We start from the raw sequence: 19,145 nt of genomic DNA, 5'->3' as shown, positions 1-19,145 counted from the left end.
AAAGTGAGGTCTTATGAATTTACAATCATCAATTGAGGAATTAAAAGGCTTAGGTCCTAAGTCGGCAGAAAAATTCCATAAATTAGACATTTATACGATTGAGGATTTGCTGCTTTATTATCCTTTTCGTTATGAAGATTTTAAGAGCAAGAGTGTTTTAGATTTAGTTGACGGGGAAAAAGCTGTTATTGTCGGAACAGTGGTAACGCCAGCAAATGTCCAGTATTATGGCTATAAGCGTAATCGCCTGTCTTTTAAAATCAAACAAGGCGAAGCCGTTATTGCGGTATCTTTTTTCAATCAGCCTTATTTGGCAGATAAAGTTGAGCTTGGCAGTGATGTAGCGATTTTCGGAAAATGGGATGCTCTAAAATCTGCAGTGACTGGTATGAAGATTTTAGCGCAGGTTGAAGATGATATGCAGCCTGTTTACCGTGTGGCGCAGGGCATTTCGCAAAATGCTTTGATTAAAGCTATAAAAGCCGCTTTTGCTCTAGGTGCACAAAATTGGTTGCCTGAGAATCTACCCCAAGTTTTCTTGGACAAATACCGTTTATTAGGTCGTGCAAAAGCAACAGAAGCCATGCATTTTCCAAAGGATTTAGCAGAATACAAACAAGCCCTTCGTCGTATAAAGTTTGAAGAACTTTTTTATTTTCAAATGAATCTGCAAGCTTTGAAGGCAGATAATAAATCAGAAGCCAATGGTCTTATGATTGCTTACGATGAGCAAAAAGTGACTGATAAAATAGCGAGTCTCCCTTTTGATTTGACGGGTGGGCAAAAGCACAGCCTTAGTGATATTTTGTCTGATATGCGCTCTGGTGGACATATGAACCGTCTTTTGCAAGGGGACGTTGGTTCTGGTAAAACAGTGGTTGCAAGTCTTGCTATGTATGCGGCTTATACGGCAGGTTATCAGTCAGCCTTGATGGTGCCAACAGAAATCTTGGCTGAACAACATTTTGAGAGTTTAACGCAGCTGTTTCCTGATTTATCCATTGCTATTTTGACATCAGGTATGAAGGCAGCTAATAAAAAAGCCGCTCTTGCTGCGATTGCGGATGGTTCTGTGGACATGATTGTGGGAACGCATGCGCTGATTCAAGATGCGGTGAGCTACCATCGTCTTGGACTTGTTATTACAGATGAGCAGCACCGTTTTGGGGTTAATCAACGTCGTATTTTCCGCGAAAAAGGCGAAAATCCTGATGTGCTCATGATGACAGCGACGCCTATTCCACGTACGCTTGCCATTACCGCTTTTGGTGAAATGGATGTTTCCATTATTGATGAATTGCCTGCAGGGCGAAAAACAATTATCACACGCTGGGTCAAGCATGAGCAGTTGGAGGTTGTCCTTGACTGGGTCAAAAAAGAATTGCAAAAAGGTGCGCAAGCTTACGTCATTTCACCTTTGATCGAGGAATCTGAGTCTCTGGATTTGAAAAATGCCATTGCTTTGCATGAAGATTTGTCTGATTATTTTGCAGGATGTGCCAAGGTGGCTTTGATGCATGGTCGTATGAAAAATGAAGAAAAAGAAGCTATCATGCAAGACTTTAAAGCTCAAAAGAGTCAAGTTCTGGTTTCAACGACAGTGATTGAAGTTGGGGTCAATGTGCCAAATGCAACCATCATGATTATCATGGATGCTGATCGTTTTGGACTTAGTCAGCTGCATCAGCTGCGCGGACGTGTTGGGCGTGGTGATAAGCAATCTTATGCGATTTTGGTTGCTAATCCAAAGACCGAGACAGGAAAAAAACGCATGAAAATCATGACAGAAACCACAGATGGTTTTGTGCTGGCTGAAGCTGACCTTAAAATGCGTGGGTCTGGTGAAATTTTCGGAACACGACAATCGGGAATTCCAGAATTTCAAGTGGCAGATATTGTGGAAGATTATAATATTTTAGAAGAAGCTAGGCGAGTTGCTAGCCAGATCGTTTCAAATCCAAATTGGCGGCAAGAACCACAATGGCAAATCATCACTCAAAACCTCAAAGACAAAGGTAACTTTGATTAAGGATTCATTGAGATGCAGACAAATCTGTTTTTAGCTTTACATCAAATGGTTTACAAGCTTCGCTCCTAACAAAAGGAGACTTTCCGCCGTGGTGAAAGTGGCTGTAATATTTAGAATAAGCCACCGGGAAGTTTTGAGACCTTGGACTCAAAACTTAGGCATGGAATTCTGCAGGAATTCGCTGCCGACCACACCACTTAAGGAAAGTATCAAAAAAGACTTTTTCTTGAATCTAAGGAAAGCTTAAGCTTTCCTTTTTATAATGGCTTTACCAAATGAAAGATGAGGTAAGCTTATGATAATAAACGTAACTTATAAGATGACATTTGCTAAAAAAGTCGATGAGAAACCAGCTTACGGTAAGTAGGCTGATAAAAGAGGACTCTTTTTTGATAAATGCTATGGCAGTAAAATCCTTAAAAGACATAAGACCATAGTGATAATTGGCTCAGTCGAATGCGACTGGGCCTTTTTTTAGTGTCATTTGTTGGGAAAAGCCCTTGATTTTGGATAAAATTCTTAAAAAATTACGCAAAAAAATAAAAAAATATCGATTTTCGATAAAAAAGTGTTGCAAAACGAAAAACTTGTGGTATACTAAATATATCGAAAAACGATAAAAGGTTTTCGAAAAAGAATAATTTAATATCGCAAAACGGATTTAACAATTGAGCTCAACCACAAATCCAATAGGAAAACATTTTTTAGGAGATTTATCATGAACACAAAAACTATTGAAAACATCGTCAAAACAGTCGCTAAAGTTGCTATCAATCTTACAAATGTTGTTTTAGTCTTAACAATCCTTGCGGATTTGGTCTCACATGTTTACGGCTACGATACTAAAGCCGTTGGGCAATACGGTGTGATTGAATGGGCAGTCGGAAAAGATACAAACACTTGGCTAGTAACAGCACTGACAATCTTGACAAACAGTGCCATGATTTACGGATTGACAAAACTCAAACATTTCATTGCAAACTTCACTGTAAAAGAAGTACTAGCTGACAAAACATATCGCTTCTTAAAACAAGCAAGCATCTACACATTCTTTGTCTCATTTCTTCAAAACTTTTTATCAACATCAATGCACCAAGCTCAACTTGTTTTTGATTTTTCAATTTGTGCTTATTTCTGCCTTGCTTTTCTACTTGTTAAATACCTACGTGGACGTCACGTGGCCTAACCCAAGAATCATTGTCATTTTACCAATTATCAATTAACTTTAAGAGGAGATTTATCATGAACACAAAAACTATCGAAACTGCTGCTAAAACTATTGCTAAAATTGCTATCAATATCACTATTGTAAGTCTTGTTTTAATCATTCTTGCTGATTTTGCTTCACATTTTTACGGTTACGATAAAATGGCTCTAGGTCAATACGGTATGATTGAGTGGGCAATTAGCAAGAGCCAACATACTTTGGGCATTACATTTTTGACTTGTCTGGTAAATGGTGCCATTATTTACGGACTTACTAAATTGAAAACTTTCCTTTCTGATTTGACAGTTGCTGATATTCTTTCAGACCGAACTTATAGCTTTTTGAAAAAAGCAACTCTTTACACATTTGTGGTATCAGTTTTCCAAAACATCTTGACAAATGCTTCTAATACAAGTAATATGACAGTTGACTTTTCAGTTTGTGGTTTTTTTGCCCTTGCTGTTGTGATTAGTAAATGGCTTCGCGCTCGTCGCTTAGCTTAACGGGAAAATAATTTTAAGGAGACAATCATGAAGAAAACAAACTATAAAGCGTTGAAAGTTGCCAATGTTGTGATTAATATTGCAATCGTCTTAATCGTTTTATCTACAGTAGTTGCTATTTCTCTTTCGTTGACACAACCACATTTGAACTTGATGAATCAAGCTGGAGATGGTTTTTCATTTGATGTTAATATTCCAGAAAAGCTTTTGCATTCACCATCATTTCTTAGTTTGTTTGCTGTAAATTCATGCCTTTGGATTGCGCTCCTTGTTTTTGTGAAAATGTTTTTCAAAAATATTATCGACAATAATATTTTTACTCCAGAAAATGTAAAATTGGCACGTTATGTTGAGTATAATTTTATTGCCCTTGCATTTTTAGATAGTTGGTTCCAAAGTTTGTGTTCTGGTTCAGGAGTTTTGTCTTTTGTTAACTGGGCTTATCTAGTAGCGGCATTTGTTGTTTGGGTATTTTCAATGATTTTAAGAGAAGCTAATGTCATTGCTGAAGAAAATGAATTTACAATTTAGAGGTAGTCATATGATTCAAATTAATCTTGATGTTGAATTAGCAAAACGAAAAATGAAATCAGGTGAATTAGCTGAACGTATCGGTATTACAAATGCCAATCTGTCAATTCTTAAAACAGGGAAGGCAAAAGCAGTTCGTTTAACGACACTAGATGCGATTTGTCGTGAGTTAGGCTGTCAACCTGGTGATATTTTAGAATACATTCCTGATGAAGAATAATAAAAAGCTGAAGCAAATGCTTCAGCTTTTTAGCGTTAATCAGGTGATTAACCTTCGATGTATTCTTTTAATTCTTGTCCTTTTAAGCCTGCATTTAAAGCGATGAGAAGTTTTAAGCGAGCTTTTTGGGCATTGAGTTCTTTGACGAACATAACCCCAGCGTTAGCGAGTTGAACGCCGCCTCCTTCGTAAGCATAAACAGGTTCAGCAATACCGTTAAAGCAACGTGAGACAAGGACAACAGGGACGCCTTGCTTGATGAGGTCGTAGATTTCTTCAGCAGCGCGTGGTGGCATGTTTCCAGCACCAAGTGCTTCGATGACCACACCTTGAACGTTGCTTGGATTAAGGAAGCTAATGATACCATCGCCACCCATACCAGCATAGGCTCTGATAATTGGAACAGTACCTGAAATATCTTGTAAGTCAAAACGAACACGTGGCTCAGCTGTTCGGAAGAAGAGGATATCGTGTTTCATGATGATGCCTAAGGGTCCATGGATTGGTGTTTTAAAGGTTGAAACGTTAGTAGTATGAGTTTTTGTCACGTATTTTGCGGCGTGAATTTCATCGTTCATGACCACTAAAACGCCTTTACCAACTGCTTTTTCGTGACTCGCAACACGAAGGGCGCTGAGGTAATTGTAAACACCGTCACTCCCTAGTTCATTTGATGAGCGCATGGCACCAGTGAGCACGATTGGGATGTTAGGAACTTCCATGGTATCAAGGAAATAAGCTGTTTCTTCAAGAGTATCTGTTCCGTGAGTGATAACCACACCATCAAAGTTGTCAGCTTCCTCTTTAATTTTTTGATAGAGTTTTAACATGTGTTTTGGTGTGATGTGAGGACTTGGAACATTAAAAAAATCAAGTGCTGTCACTTGGATATTATCGAGATTAACACCGACATGATTCATCGGATTATCATTTTCTGGGCGGACATGGCCAGCTTCGTCAGCCTGCATTGAAATGGTTCCACCCGTGTGCAAGACAAGGATTTTTTTCATGACAATAAAACTTCCTTTTAAAAATGTGATATAATCTATTTTAACATAAAGAGGGAGGGCGAGAAACGGTTTGGCAATAAAAGCAGTATTTTTTGATATTGATGGGACACTTTTGAATGATCGTAAGAATGTGCAACAATCGACCTTGAAAGCTATTAATAGCTTGAAAAAACAAGGAATTTTTGTGGGAGTGGCAACAGGACGTGGTCCAGGTTTTGTGCAACCATATCTAGAAAATCTTGGTTTGGATTTTGCGATTTCTTATAATGGTCAGTACATTTTTACACGAGATCAGGTGCTTTATCATAATCAAATGGCTGTGTCGACAATTTATCGTCTGATTCGTTATGCCAACGATCATCGCCGTGAAATCTCTCTGGGAACAGCTTCAGGTTTGGTTGGTTCTCGCATTATCAATATGGGGACAAGTCGTTTTGGTCAAGTTGTCAGCACACTTGTTCCCAAACGTTGGGCAAAAGGAGTAGAACGTAGTTTTAAACATTTTATCCGACGTTTTAAACCTCAAAATTTAAATGGCTTGCTAGCGATTATGCGTCAGCCAATTTATCAGGTGGTATTTGTGGCAACTGAAGGTGAAACAGCCAATATTCAAAATGCTTTTCCTTATATTAAAGTCACACGTAGTAGCCCTTATTCAGCTGACTTGATTTCAAAAGGACAATCCAAAGTCAAAGGAATTGAGCGAGTCGGTGAGATGTTTGGCTTTAGCCTAGATGAGGTCATGGCCTTTGGTGATTCTGATAATGATATTGAAATGTTATCTGGTGTCGGCACTGGCGTTGCCATGGGAAATGCTATCGAGTCTGTCAAGTCCGTAGCAACTTATACAACAGATACTAACAACAATGATGGTATTTCAAAAGCCTTAGCTCACTACGGTTTGATTCATGTTGAAGTTGGTGAACGCTTTGATAGTCAAGATGATAACTTCAATAAAGTCAAAGATTTCCACCATCAAATGGACGGTGAAACTTGTGAGACTCCTAGACTATATGGGGTTGAGGAAGCTGACCATCGCTCTGATTTCAAAGTTGAAGAGATTGTCGAGTTCTTATATGCGACAAGTAAGGGAAATCCAGAAGCTTTCGAGCAGTCAGTAGCTAACTTGCATGAAGCTGTTGATAAAGCTGTGACTAAGATTAAAAGTAAAGAACACCCAGAAACACCGCTTGTCGGTCAGGTGGATGCTCTGACAGATTTATTATACCTGACTTATGGTTCCTTTGTTTTAATGGGAGTTGACCCAAAACCTTTCTTTGATATTGTTCATGAATCAAATATGGGAAAAATCTTCCCTGATGGTCAGGCACACTTTGACCCGACTACTCACAAGATTTTAAAACCAGATGATTGGGAAGAAAAATTTGCACCAGAACCAGCAATTAAACGTGAGCTGGACCGACAAATTCAAAAATCATTAAATCGTAAAAAAAGAAACCAAGCTAGTCATTAGACTAACTTGGCTTTTTTCGTAATTATAGAATAGTTGATTAAAAATTATTATTAAAGAGAATTGATATTACTCAAGACTTAGAATGTCTTTTCGCTATCACGAACAACTAGCAAATCGACTTTTGCATGGCGCATAATGTATTCTGATGAAGAACCGATAAGAAGTCGTTCAAATGTGTTAAGACCAGTAGCCCCAACCATAATCAAATCAGCTTTTTCTTTATCAGGAATATCACGAGCTAGGAGTGTTTTTGGATTACCAAATTCAATAACTTGTTTGATTTTAGTCAATCCTTTATCGCGAGCTTGTTTTTCGTAGTCATCCAATACTTCTTTAGCTTCTTGTTCGAGTTTTTCATAGACGTAAGTATCGAAAGTAGCTACGCTTTGCAAAGCGCGTGTATCAATGACGTGTGTAAGTAGTAACTCTGCGTTATTGCGAAGTGCAATGTTTACCCCTTTTTCAAAAGCCAATTCTGATTCGTAAGAACCATCAATAGCAATTAGGATTTTTTCATAATGATGTGACATAAGCTGCCTCCTTAATTATGCTAGCAAGAGCGTAAAAGTGAGCGAAAACGTAGACTGGTAAGAAATCTTGGTTTTTATCGAGAACTAAGGTTAGTTATCCGTCAGCTGTTAGTAAGTTAACAGCCTTGCGCATTCCAAACTTCCTGCCCATATCAATAATTTTAATAAGCTAGTCGGGATAAGATAATCAAACGTTAACCGCTTACAATTATCATAAGAAATATCCCTAAAATTATTATACTCTATTTGGTTGAAAAATGAAAGCGTTTAAGGAATTTTTCTGAATATTTTTGCTATAATGGTAAAAGTGAGGAAAAGTATGATTAAAGATATAAAATCGGTTTTAAAAGATTTGAATCAACACAAGTATATTTATGTCTTAAGAACAAGTATTCTCCAGTTTTTAATGACGACAATTGGCGCTTATGGATTGTCCCTTATTTTAAGAGTTATCTTGATTAGTTCAAATATTCCAGGAATGACAACGGATAATATCGTAAGCTTTTTAACGAATCCTCTAACTCTAGCTGTCCTTTTTGTGTATTTTTTGTTGCTCGCATTCTTGGTTTATCTAGAATTCTCTTTATTAGTAGAAATCATTGAGTGTAAGGAAGCTAAATTAGGAGTGGGACTTTCTTATTTTAAGGAAAGAAGCTATCATTTTTTTAAATCTATTTCAGGTTGGCATTTTTTAGCTTTTCTCTTCTATTTGATATTAACAATTCCTTTTGTAGAATTTTTGGTGTCATCAGCTTTGTTAGAAAATCTTTATATTCCTAATTTTATTTCTGGAGAGCTGGTGAAGTCCACAAATGGAAAAATAATTTATTTTGGATTATATGCTATCTTTGCTTATCTCAATCTTCGTTTTATCTACGCCCTTCCTTTGGCGGTGACTAAGAAAGACAATCGCTTTGCGGTTGCATTGAAAGAATCTTGGTGGTTGACTAGGGGAACGAAAATCTTTCGAGTGTTGGGCTTTGCTTCTGTTATTTTAATTATCGTGGCTATTATCAGCCTTTTAAGTGCTGTGGGAATTGGCTTAGCAGCTTTGGTTGATGGCAGTGAGAAGACTTTTTGGGTTGAGACGCTATTTTTATCATTTGTTTGGGGTGTTCTTTTTGCAGGACGTTTGGTCTTCAAGTTAGCTTTCCTTTCCTATTTATTAAAAGGTTTTGACGACGAAGCTCCTCAAAAGCTGCCGATAAAAGAAAATAAAAAGCAACATCGCATGTTAGCTTTGACTGGACTTTTACTAGTTATTGGTGGTATTAATTTTACATACAACGCTTTGAAAGCTTCTGGAGGACCTTCAAAAAACTTATCCGTTATCGGACACAGAGGCATGGTTTCTCAAGGTGTTGAAAATTCTTTAGAGTCTTTAGAAGCAGCTGCCAAGGCAGGGGCGACTTATTCAGAATTAGATATTATCTTATCAAAAGATGGCCATTTTATTGTCAGTCATGATGATAATCTTAAACGTCTGACAGGGAAAAATATTACGATTTCTCAATCTCAAGCTGAAGATATCCTTGGTTTGAAGATAAAACAAAATGGTCATGAGTCACACTTGGTTTCTTTTGAAGACTATGTGGCTAAGGCGAAACAACTAGGTATTAAGTTGTTGGTGGAGTTAAAACCAACTGGAAATGAACCTGACAATTATGAGCAACTCTTTGTGGATAAAATGAAGGAGTTGCATGTAGCCTCTTCTTATCTAGTTATGTCGTCTGACTTGAAAACCATTGAGAAGGTCAAAAGGCTTGATTCTGCTATTCAGTCTGGTCACACCATTTCCTTTCAACTGGGTGATTTTACAAGTCAAAAAGTGGATTTTTATGCAATTGAAGACTTCTCTTACAATGAACTTCTAGCGCGTAAAGCTCACCAAAATGGTAAGAAAATCTACGTCTGGACAATCAATTCTAGAGACGATATTGAAAGGTACTTAGAAACGAGTACAGACGGCGTTATTACAGACTATACAGCTAGCGTTCGGAAAATTGAAAAAGAGCTGGCAGCTGATGACAGTTATCTTGATTATTTTTTACGATTAACGAACCTTTCTTGGATTGAAAAATTATAAAGGAAAGTTTATAATGTTTGAAACGAGGTAAAATCTATGAAAATATTTGATAAATCTTCAAAGCTAGAACATGTTGCATACGATATTCGTGGGCCAATTCTTGATGAAGCCAATCGTATGATTGCTAACGGTGAGAAAATTCTTCGCCTTAATACCGGAAACCCAGCTGCCTTTGGTTTTCAAGCGCCAGATGAGGTTATCCGTGACTTGATTGCTCACGCTCGTAATAGTGAAGGATATTCTGATAGTAAAGGGATTTTTTCTGCTCGTAAAGCTATCATGCAATACTGTCAGTTAAAAGGATTTCCACATGTGGATATCGATGATATTTATCTAGGAAATGGTGTCTCTGAGCTTATCTCAATGTCACTTCAAGCCCTTCTTGATGATGGTGATGAAGTCTTGGTTCCAATGCCTGATTACCCATTATGGACAGCTTGTGTCAGTCTTGCTGGGGGAAATGCCGTGCATTACCTTTGTGATGAACAAGCTAATTGGTATCCTGATATTGATGACATCAAATCCAAAATCACATCAAATACCAAAGCCATTGTTATCATTAATCCAAATAACCCAACAGGTGCTTTGTATCCCGATGACCTTTTGAAAGAAATCGTGGAAATTGCTCGTCAAAATGACTTGATTATTTTTGCTGATGAAATCTATGACCGTTTGGTTATGGATGGCAAAAAACATACTGCCATTGCTAGCTTAGCACCAGATGTTTTCTGTGTGTCAATGAATGGTTTATCAAAATCACACCGAATTTGTGGTTTTCGTGTTGGTTGGATGGTCCTATCAGGTCCAAAACAAAACGTTAAAGGATACATTGAAGGACTTAACATGTTAGCCAATATGCGTCTTTGCGCAAATGTCTTAGGACAAAATGTTGTTCAGACTTCTCTAGGTGGTTATCAATCAGTCGATGAACTTTTGATTCCTGGTGGTCGTATCTATGAACAACGTAACTTCATTTATAAAGCAGTAAATGAAGTCCCTGGTTTGTCTGCAGTGAAACCAGAAGCAGGACTTTACATTTTCCCTAAAATCGACCGTGACATGTATCAAATTGATGACGATGAACAGTTCTGTTTAGAACTGCTAAAACAAGAAAAAGTCATGTTGGTTCCAGGTAAAGGTTTCAACTGGAATGAACCTGACCACTTCCGAATTGTCTATTTGCCACGTGTTGAAGAATTAGCTGAGGTTCAAGAGAAGCTAACACGCGTTCTTAGTCAGTACAAACGTTAAGGATTAATTCATTAGAATGATATCGCTTTTTTAGCTTGATAAGGCTTTAAAAGCGAACGTTCTAATGAATTTTTTTAATTAAATTCAGGTTAAAAAGTATCCGCTTACAAAAATGTCAGAAGATACAGAAATTTTCTGATAATTGTTTGCAAAATAAGGGTTCCTTTGATATAATTGTAACGCAAATAACGCAAAGGAAGTAGAAAATGCCGAATTTATTAGAAAAAACACGTAAGATTACATCAATTTTGCAACGCTCTGTTGACAGCCTAGATACTGAATTGCCATATAACACAATGGCCGCTCAACTTGCTGACATTATTGATTGTAACTCTTGCATCATCAATGGGGGAGGAACCCTTCTTGGTTATGCAATGAAATACAAAACTAATACTGACCGTGTTGAGGAATTCTTTCAAGCAAAACAATTCCCAGAAAGTTATGTAAAAGCAGCTAGTCGTGTTTACGATACTGAAGCTAACTTGTCTGTAGATAATGATTTGACAATTTTCCCAGTTGAATCAAAAGATATCTATCCTGATGGATTGACAACAATCGCCCCAATCTATGGTGGTGGTATGCGCCTTGGTTCTCTTATCATCTGGCGTAACGATGAAGAATTCTCAGAAGACGATTTGATCCTTGTTGAAATCGCCTCTACAGTAGTTGGTATCCAATTGCTTAACCTTCAAACTGAAAATCTTGAAGAAACAATCCGTAAACAAACAGCCGTTAACATGGCTATCAACACACTTTCATACTCAGAAATGAAAGCCGTATCTGCTATTTTGGGTGAATTGGACGGAACTGAAGGTCGTTTGACTGCATCAGTTATCGCTGACCGTATCGGTATCACACGTTCAGTTATCGTTAATGCCCTTCGTAAATTGGAATCAGCAGGTATCATCGAAAGCCGTTCATTGGGTATGAAAGGTACATACCTTAAAGTTATCAATGAAGGTATCTTCGACAAATTAAAGGAATATAATTAATGACAAAAGCTCTTATCTCAATTGATTATACCTACGATTTTGTAGCTGACGATGGTAAATTGACTGCTGGAAAACCAGCGCAAGCTATTGAAGATGATATTGTCCGAGTAACTAAAGAAGCGTATGAAGCTGGAGACTATATCTTCTTTGCCATTGATGCTCATGATGAAGGTGATGATTTTCATCCAGAAGCAAAATTGTTCCCACCACATAATATCAAGGGAACAAGTGGACGTGATTTGTATGGTAAACTAGCCGACTTGTATGAAAAAATCCAGTCAGATCAACGTGTCTTTTGGATGGATAAGCGTCATTATTCAGCTTTTTCAGGGACTGATTTAGATATTCGACTACGTGAACGTCGTGTCACAACAGTAGTTTTGACAGGTGTTCTAACGGATATTTGTGTTTTACACACAGCTATTGATGCCTATAATCTTGGGTATGATATTGAGATTCCTGCTGCGGCAGTAGCGAGCTTAACACAAGAAAATCATCAGTTTGCTTTAAATCATTTCAAAAATGTTTTAGGTGCAAAGATTATTTAAGTTGAAAGAAGTGGGTGACCACTTCTTTTTTTGCTTTAGAAGAAAAGTGTGAAAAATTCTCTGGAAAGAGCTTTCTCCCTTTCTTTTACGTGTTAAAGAAAAGTAAAATATGGTATAATTTTAGGGACTATGTTGTAAATTTGGTTTACGATTTAATTTAATCAAGGAGAGATAGAGATGAAAATTTCTGAAGAAGAAGTTCGTCATGTAGCAAATCTGTCAAAATTGTCATTTTCTGAAGAAGAAACAACAGAATTTGCGACAACTTTGTCTAAGATTGTCGATATGGTAGAACTCTTGAACGAAGTTGATACAGAGGGTGTCCCTGTAACAACGACAATGGCAGATCGTAAGACTGTTATGCGCGAAGACGTGGCAGTAGCTGGTGACGATCGCGATGAGCTCTTTAAAAACGTGCCTCAATCTGAAAATTACTATATTAAAGTTCCTGCTATCTTAGAAGACGGAGGAGATGCATAATGTCATTTAATACAAAATCAATTGATGAGTTGCACAATCTTCTTGTCAATAAAGAAATCTCAGCAGTTGAATTAACAAAAGCAACACTTGAAGATATTAAAGAACGTGAAGCAGCTGTTGATTCATTCATCACTGTTTCTGAAGAAGCTGCGCTTGCACAAGCAAAAGCTATCGATGAAAAAGGTATCGATGCTGATAATGTGATGTCTGGTATTCCTTTGGCTGTTAAAGATAACATTTCAACACGTGGTATCTTAACAACTGCAGCATCTAAAATGCTTTATAACTACGAACCAATTTTTGATGCGACTGCTGTTGAAAAAGTTTACGGCAAAGATATGGTGGTTATCGGTAAAACAAACATGGACGAATTTGCCATGGGTGGTTCAACTGAAACATCATACTTCAAGAAAACTAAAAATGCTTGGGACCAAACTAAAGTTCCTGGTGGATCATCTGGTGGTTCTGCAACTGCAGTAGCGTCAGGTCAAGTTCGTTTGTCACTTGGTTCAGATACTGGTGGTTCTATCCGCCAACCAGCAGCCTTCAATGGTGTTGTTGGTTTGAAACCAACATACGGGCGTGTGTCTCGTTTTGGTTTGATTGCATTTGGTAGCTCACTTGACCAAATTGGTCCATTTGCTCAAACTGTTAAAGAAAATGCGCAATTGTTGAACGTTATTGCTGGTCATGATGCAAAAGATGCAACATCATCTGATCGTGAAGTACCTGATTTCACTGGTAAAATCGGTCAAGATATTAAAGGCATGAAGATTGCCCTTCCAAAAGAATATCTTGGTGAAGGTATCGACCCAGAAGTTAAAGAAACAATTCTTAATGCTGCAAAACACTTTGAAAAACTTGGTGCTACTGTTGAAGAAGTTAGCCTTCCACACAGTAAATACGGTGTAGCAGTTTACTATATCATCGCATCATCAGAAGCTTCTTCAAACTTGCAACGTTTCGATGGTATTCGTTATGGTTACCGCACTGAAAACTACAACAACCTTGAAGACATCTACGTGAACACTCGTAGTGAAGGATTTGGTGATGAAGTGAAACGTCGTATCATGCTTGGTACATTTAGCTTGTCATCAGGTTATTACGATGCTTACTTCAAAAAAGCTGGTCAAGTTCGTACATTGATTATTCGCGACTTCGAAAAAATCTTTGCTGACTATGACCTTATCTTAGGTCCAACAGCACCAAGCGTAGCATTTGGCTTGGATACACTTAACCACGATCCTGTTTCTATGTACTTGGCCGATATTTTGACAATTCCTGTTAACTTGGCTGGTCTTCCAGGCATTTCAATTCCTGCAGGATTTGCTCAAGGTCTTCCAGTTGGTATGCAATTGATTGGTCCTAAATATAGCGAAGAAACAATCTATCAAGCAGCAGCAGCTTTTGAAGCAACAACTGATTATCATAAACAACAACCCGTTATTTTTGGAGGTGACAAATAATGAACTTTGAAACAGTCATCGGGCTTGAAGTCCACGTTGAGTTAAATACTAATTCAAAGATTTTTTCACCGACATCAACACATTTTGGTAACGACCAAAATACCAATACAAACGTTATCGACTGGTCATTCCCAGGTGTTCTTCCTGTAATGAACAAGGGTGTTATCGACGCTGGTATTAAAGCAGCACTAGCCCTTAACATGGACATTCACCAAAACATGCACTTTGACCGTAAAAACTATTTCTATCCTGATAATCCAAAAGCTTACCAAATTTCACAATTTGATGAACCAATTGGATACAATGGTTGGATTGAAATTGAACTTGAAGATGGTTCAACTAAGAAAATTCGTATCGAACGTGCTCACTTGGAAGAAGATGCTGGTAAAAACACTCACGGTACTGATGGTTACTCATATGTTGACCTTAACCGTCAAGGTGTGCCACTTATCGAAATCGTATCTGAAGCTGATATGCGTTCGCCAGAAGAAGCTTATGCTTACCTAACTGCTCTTAAAGAAGTTATCCAATACACTGGTATTTCTGACGTTAAGATGGAAGAAGGTTCTATGCGTGTGGATGCCAACATTTCTCTTCGTCCTTATGGTCAAGAAGAATTTGGTACAAAAGCTGAGTTGAAAAACTTGAACTCATTTAACAATGTGCGTAAAGGACTTATCTACGAGCAAAAACGTCAAGCGCAAGTGCTTCGTTCAGGTGGTCAAATCCAACAAGAAACTCGTCGTTACGATGAATCAACTGGTGAAACAATCTTGATGCGTGTCAAAGAAGGTGCATCAGATTACCGTTACTTCCCAGAACCAGACCTACCACTTTATGAAGTGTCTGACGAATGGATTGAAGAAATGCGTCAAACTCTTCCAGAGTTTCCAAAAGAACGTCGTGCTAAATACATTAATGAATTTGGCTTGACAGCTTACGATGCTGCTCAATTGACTGCAACAAAAGCAACTTCTGATTTCTTTGAAAGTGCAGTAGCTCTTGGTGGTGACGCTAAACACGTTTCTAACTGGTTGCAAGGTGAAGTGGCTCAATTCCTTAACAGCGAAAACAAAACACTTTCTGAAATCTTGTTAACACCAGAAAACCTTGTTGAAATGCTTGCTATCATTGCTGATGGTACCATTTCATCAAAAATTGCCAAGAAAGTCTTTGTTCACTTGGCTAAAAACGGTGGTTCTGCGCGTGAATACGTTGAAAAAGCTGGTTTGGTTCAAATTTCTGACCCTGCAGTGCTTATTCCAATTATTCACCAAGTCTTTGAAGACAATGAAGCTGCTGTTGCTGACTTCAAGTCAGGTAAACGTAATGCTGATAAAGCCTTCACTGGATTCTTGATGAAAGCCACAAAAGGTAAAGCAAACCCACAAGTTGCCCTTAAATTGTTGGCACAAGAGTTGGCAAAATTAAAAGAAGAATAAGATAACTAAGAAATCATCCTTCGGGGTGATTTTTTAGCTAATATAAGCCAGATTATAATCTAAAGCTCAGCAAGTGCTGGGCTTTTTATAATGCACAAAACTGAAAGAATTTTTAGAAAGATTACTTTACAAAAAGTGTGAGAATTGGTGTGTTTTCTAGCTGCTAAATGTGTTATACTTGGAGCTGAATTTTATTTGGTAAGGTAGATGGAGTTAAGATGAATAAGATGTTTAAGGGAACTATTATGGTTCTTGTTGCAGGGATATTCTGGGGGATTTCTGGGGTTTCTGGGCAATATTTGATGGCCCATGGAATGAATGTCGATTTATTGTCTTGTGTGCGTTTAATTACCGCCGGTGTGATTATGACGACTATTGCAGCACTTAATCAGCGTGAGACGTTTTTGAAGGCTGTAACGTCATTAAAAGCGCTTGGTGGTATTGCCTTATTTTCTCTGATTGGGCTTGTGCTAAATCAGTACGCTTATCTAAGAGCAATCGAAAGTACCAATGCTGGAACAGCAACGGTTATACAGTACATGGCACCGATTCTTGTTTTGGGGTATGTTTCGATTAGAAAAAAGCAACTGCCACGAGGAAGTGAAGTTCTAGCGATTATTTTAGCTATTTTTGGGACCTATATTATCGCAACGCACGGACGTCTAGATGGCTTAGCAATCACGCCAGTAGGTTTTGCTTGGGGATTATTTTCTGCGGTAACTTATTCGTTTTATATTATTTTGCCAGCGAAATTAATTCGTGAGTTTGGTAGTTTCACGGTGATTGGTCTTGGAATGATTATGGGTGGAATTCTTTTCCCAATCTTGGTAAAACCATGGCAATACACTTTAGTACTAAATCCAGGAAATTTGCTAGGATTGTTTGGCATCATCATTGTCGGGACAGTTTTTGCTTATAGCTTATTTTTAAAAGGAACAGCTATTGTCGGTGCAGTCAAAGGAAGTTTGCTTGCTGCTGTTGAGCCGATCTCTTCAGTATTCTTTTCATTGACGATTATGCACGAAATCTTTTACCCAATGGATTTTCTAGGCATGATTTTCATCGTCGGTGCGGTCCTATTAATTTCTTTACGAGATTTAGTAGTCGTCAAAAAACAATTGCATTAACAATTTCATTAAAGAGTGGTTTTCCACTCTTTTTTATTAAATTAAGGTATTATCCAATTCGCCATATTGGTCTAAATATGTTAAAATAAATAGTAAAATATATTTTTTTGGAGAGTAATTTGAGTATAGACGATTATAGGCCGACCTTCGTGGTAGAGGCAGTTTATGATTTAAAAGCAGATGATTTGTTGCGACATGGTATTCATGCCGTTTTAGTTGACTTAGATAATACACTAATTGCATGGAATAACCCAGATGGAACACCAGAAGTAAGGGCGTGGTTGGATGAAATGACTATGGCTGATATTTCTGTGGTTGTCGTATCAAATAACAGTTATTCGCGTGTTGATCGTGCGGTATCACGCTTTGGCGTGGACTTTGTTAGCCGTTCAATGAAACCTTTCACACGTGGTATTAATAAAGCCATCAAGCGTTATGGATTTGACCGTGATGAAGTTATCATGGTTGGAGACCAGTTGATGACAGATATTCGCGCTGCGCATCGTGCAGAGATTCAATCTGTTTTGGTTAAACCTTTGGTTAAATCTGATGCTTGGAATACTAGAATTAATCGTTGGCGTGAACGTCGTGTTTGGGCTAAACTTGAAGAAAAATACGGAAAAATCCAATATCAAAAAGGAATTTAATGGAAGAATTATTATGTATTGGCTGTGGAGCCAAAATTCAAACAGAAGATAAAGAACAAGCAGGATACACACCGAAAGCAGCTCTTGAAAAAGGCTTAGAAACAGGTGAATTGTATTGTCAAAGATGTTTTAGACTGCGTCACTACAATGAAATCACTGACGTGCACATTACTGATGACGAATTCTTGAAACTTCTTCACGAAGTTGGGGATAGTGATGCACTTGTGGTTAACGTTGTGGATATCTTTGATTTTAATGGGTCAGTTATTCCAGGTTTGTCACGTTTTGTATCTGGCAATGATGTTCTTCTTGTCGGAAATAAAAAAGACATTTTACCAAAATCTGTTAAGACAGGTAAAGTCACTCAATGGTTGACTGAGCGTGCCCACGAAGAAGGTCTTCGTCCAGTTGACGTTATTTTGACTAGTGCACAAAATCATCAAGCTATTAAAGACTTGATTGAAAAAATTGAGAAATTGCGTCGTGGTCGTGATGTCTACGTGGTAGGTGTAACAAACGTTGGTAAATCAACACTTATCAATGCCATTATCAAAGAAATCACAGGAGAAAAAGACATTATCACAACGTCTCGTTTCCCTGGAACAACGCTTGATAAAATTGAAATTCCACTTGATGATGGTTCTTACATTTTTGACACACCAGGTATCATCCACCGTCACCAAATGGCGCACTACCTTGGTGATAAGAATCTAAAATACATCAGTCCGAAAAAAGAAATCAAACCAAAAACTTACCAACTTAATCCAGAACAAACCTTGTTCTTAGCTGGTTTGGGTCGATTTGATTTTATCTCAGGTGACAAACAAGGTTTCACAGCTTATTTTGATAATAATTTGAAATTACACCGTACTAAATTAGCTGGCGCTGATGCCTTTTACGACAAACACGTTGGTAGTCTTTTGACACCACCAAGTGATAAAGAATTGGCTGAGTTTCCAAAATTGGTTCGTCATGAATTTACCATCAAAGATAAAATGGATGTAGTTTATTCAGGACTTGGTTGGATTCGTATTAAAGCCTCACAAGCTAACCCAGTGAAGATTGCAGCTTGGGCACCAGAAGGTGTAGCTGTTCTTCTTCGTAAAGCATTGATTTAAAGAAAACTAAAAGAAAGGAAGTTCAAGTCAAAACAACTTGATTTGAACGGGGCTAGACACCAGGAAAATTGCCTGGTGTTGATAATGCCTTTATATCAAAGAGTATGCTAACAAGTAAACAACGTGCTTTTTTGAAATCACAAGCACATTCAATGAAACCAATTGTACAAATTGGGAAAAATGGTCTTAACGACCAAATTAAAACAAGCGTCCGTAATGCACTTGACGCGCGTGAATTGATTAAAGTCACTCTTCTTCAAAATACTGACGAAGATATTCATGAAGTGGCTGAAATCTTGGAAGATGAGATTGGTTGCGATACTGTCCTTAAAATCGGACGTATCATCATTCTTTACAAAGAATCATCTAAAAAACAAAACCGTAAAATCTCACCAAAAGTAAAAGAACTGAATAAATAGTCTGTTTTTAACGGGCAATGTAGTTGAATGAGCTTGGTAGGTAATACCTAGCTCGGAGGTAGTCG

Annotated in this window: 19 protein-coding genes; 17 read left to right on the top strand and 2 right to left on the bottom strand. The window is 37.8% G+C overall.

Annotated elements, in window-relative coordinates; genetic code table 11:
• Positions 1-13: 13 nt before the first annotated feature.
• The 5 genes from recG (at position 14) to BMX18_RS03220 (ending at position 4,490) form a co-directional block, all read left to right on the top strand.
• Complete coding sequence (gene recG / locus BMX18_RS03240; protein WP_093815053.1) at positions 14-2,029, top strand: ATP-dependent DNA helicase RecG; 2,016 nt, start codon at positions 14-16, stop codon at positions 2,027-2,029.
• Between the two features lie 718 nt (positions 2,030-2,747).
• Positions 2,748-3,215 (top strand): hypothetical protein, encoded by a 468-nt coding sequence (locus BMX18_RS03235; protein ID WP_093815051.1) that lies wholly within the window; start codon positions 2,748-2,750, stop codon positions 3,213-3,215.
• Between the two features lie 56 nt (positions 3,216-3,271).
• Positions 3,272-3,739 (top strand): hypothetical protein, encoded by a 468-nt coding sequence (locus tag BMX18_RS03230; RefSeq protein ID WP_093815050.1) that lies wholly within the window; start codon positions 3,272-3,274, stop codon positions 3,737-3,739.
• Between the two features lie 27 nt (positions 3,740-3,766).
• On the top strand, positions 3,767-4,270 hold the full coding sequence (locus BMX18_RS03225) for a DUF2975 domain-containing protein (RefSeq protein WP_074560849.1): 504 nt from the start codon (positions 3,767-3,769) through the stop codon (positions 4,268-4,270).
• A 10-nt stretch (positions 4,271-4,280) separates the two neighbouring features.
• Positions 4,281-4,490, top strand: coding sequence for a helix-turn-helix domain-containing protein (locus BMX18_RS03220; protein ID WP_014335241.1), 210 nt, complete (start codon positions 4,281-4,283; stop codon positions 4,488-4,490).
• A 47-nt stretch (positions 4,491-4,537) separates the two neighbouring features.
• On the opposite strand, the gene BMX18_RS03215 is transcribed toward BMX18_RS03220, so the two are convergent.
• Positions 4,538-5,500 (bottom strand): asparaginase, encoded by a 963-nt coding sequence (locus BMX18_RS03215; protein ID WP_006532010.1) that lies wholly within the window; start codon positions 5,498-5,500, stop codon positions 4,538-4,540.
• A gap of 70 nt (positions 5,501-5,570) precedes the next feature.
• Here BMX18_RS03215 and BMX18_RS03210 point away from each other — a divergent pair, with 70 nt between their 5' ends.
• Complete coding sequence (locus BMX18_RS03210; protein ID WP_074868443.1) at positions 5,571-6,974, top strand: Cof-type HAD-IIB family hydrolase; 1,404 nt, start codon at positions 5,571-5,573, stop codon at positions 6,972-6,974.
• Between the two features lie 77 nt (positions 6,975-7,051).
• On the opposite strand, the gene BMX18_RS03205 is transcribed toward BMX18_RS03210, so the two are convergent.
• Entirely contained in the window at positions 7,052-7,504 is a 453-nt protein-coding gene (locus BMX18_RS03205) for a universal stress protein (RefSeq protein WP_074560846.1), read from the bottom strand.
• A 319-nt stretch (positions 7,505-7,823) separates the two neighbouring features.
• Here BMX18_RS03205 and BMX18_RS03200 point away from each other — a divergent pair, with 319 nt between their 5' ends.
• The 11 genes from BMX18_RS03200 to yhbY all read left to right on the top strand — a co-directional run bounded on the left by BMX18_RS03200 (position 7,824) and on the right by yhbY (position 19,080).
• Positions 7,824-9,590, top strand: coding sequence for a glycerophosphoryl diester phosphodiesterase membrane domain-containing protein (locus tag BMX18_RS03200; protein WP_093815048.1), 1,767 nt, complete (start codon positions 7,824-7,826; stop codon positions 9,588-9,590).
• Positions 9,591-9,626: 36 nt separating this feature from the next.
• Positions 9,627-10,841, top strand: coding sequence for a pyridoxal phosphate-dependent aminotransferase (locus BMX18_RS03195; RefSeq protein WP_039696347.1), 1,215 nt, complete (start codon positions 9,627-9,629; stop codon positions 10,839-10,841).
• 206 nt (positions 10,842-11,047) lie between these two features.
• Positions 11,048-11,833, top strand: coding sequence for a GTP-sensing pleiotropic transcriptional regulator CodY (gene codY / locus BMX18_RS03190; RefSeq protein WP_006532961.1), 786 nt, complete (start codon positions 11,048-11,050; stop codon positions 11,831-11,833).
• Positions 11,833-12,381, top strand: a complete 549-nt coding sequence (locus tag BMX18_RS03185; RefSeq protein ID WP_093815046.1) for a cysteine hydrolase family protein — start codon at positions 11,833-11,835, stop codon at positions 12,379-12,381. The genes codY and BMX18_RS03185 overlap by 1 nt, the downstream gene beginning before the upstream one ends.
• 177 nt (positions 12,382-12,558) lie before the next feature.
• Positions 12,559-12,861 carry an Asp-tRNA(Asn)/Glu-tRNA(Gln) amidotransferase subunit GatC gene (gene gatC, locus BMX18_RS03180; protein WP_006532958.1) on the top strand — a complete coding sequence of 101 codons (303 nt, stop codon included), beginning with the start codon at positions 12,559-12,561 and terminating at the stop codon, positions 12,859-12,861.
• Complete coding sequence (gatA, locus tag BMX18_RS03175) at positions 12,861-14,327, top strand: Asp-tRNA(Asn)/Glu-tRNA(Gln) amidotransferase subunit GatA (protein ID WP_093815044.1); 1,467 nt, start codon at positions 12,861-12,863, stop codon at positions 14,325-14,327. The genes gatC and gatA overlap by 1 nt, the downstream gene beginning before the upstream one ends.
• Positions 14,327-15,769, top strand: a complete 1,443-nt coding sequence (gene gatB, locus BMX18_RS03170) for an Asp-tRNA(Asn)/Glu-tRNA(Gln) amidotransferase subunit GatB (RefSeq protein WP_074965035.1) — start codon at positions 14,327-14,329, stop codon at positions 15,767-15,769. The genes gatA and gatB overlap by 1 nt, the downstream gene beginning before the upstream one ends.
• A gap of 218 nt (positions 15,770-15,987) precedes the next feature.
• Positions 15,988-16,896, top strand: a complete 909-nt coding sequence (locus BMX18_RS03165) for a DMT family transporter (RefSeq protein ID WP_074560841.1) — start codon at positions 15,988-15,990, stop codon at positions 16,894-16,896.
• Positions 16,897-17,015: 119 nt separating this feature from the next.
• A complete protein-coding gene (locus BMX18_RS03160; protein WP_180366619.1) occupies positions 17,016-17,543 on the top strand; it encodes a YqeG family HAD IIIA-type phosphatase in 528 nt (175 codons plus the stop codon).
• Complete coding sequence (yqeH, locus tag BMX18_RS03155; protein WP_074564343.1) at positions 17,543-18,661, top strand: ribosome biogenesis GTPase YqeH; 1,119 nt, start codon at positions 17,543-17,545, stop codon at positions 18,659-18,661. The genes BMX18_RS03160 and yqeH overlap by 1 nt, the downstream gene beginning before the upstream one ends.
• A gap of 104 nt (positions 18,662-18,765) precedes the next feature.
• Positions 18,766-19,080, top strand: coding sequence for a ribosome assembly RNA-binding protein YhbY (yhbY, locus tag BMX18_RS03150; protein ID WP_039696356.1), 315 nt, complete (start codon positions 18,766-18,768; stop codon positions 19,078-19,080).
• The last annotated feature ends 65 nt before the right edge of the window (positions 19,081-19,145 follow it).

The sequence above is a fragment of the Streptococcus sp. 45 genome, from assembly GCF_900108865.1.
In the GTDB taxonomy this organism is placed as follows: domain Bacteria; phylum Bacillota; class Bacilli; order Lactobacillales; family Streptococcaceae; genus Streptococcus; species Streptococcus ruminicola.
The sequence above is the reverse complement of the archived record's forward strand: the minus strand, read 5'-3'. Positions and strand labels throughout refer to the sequence as shown.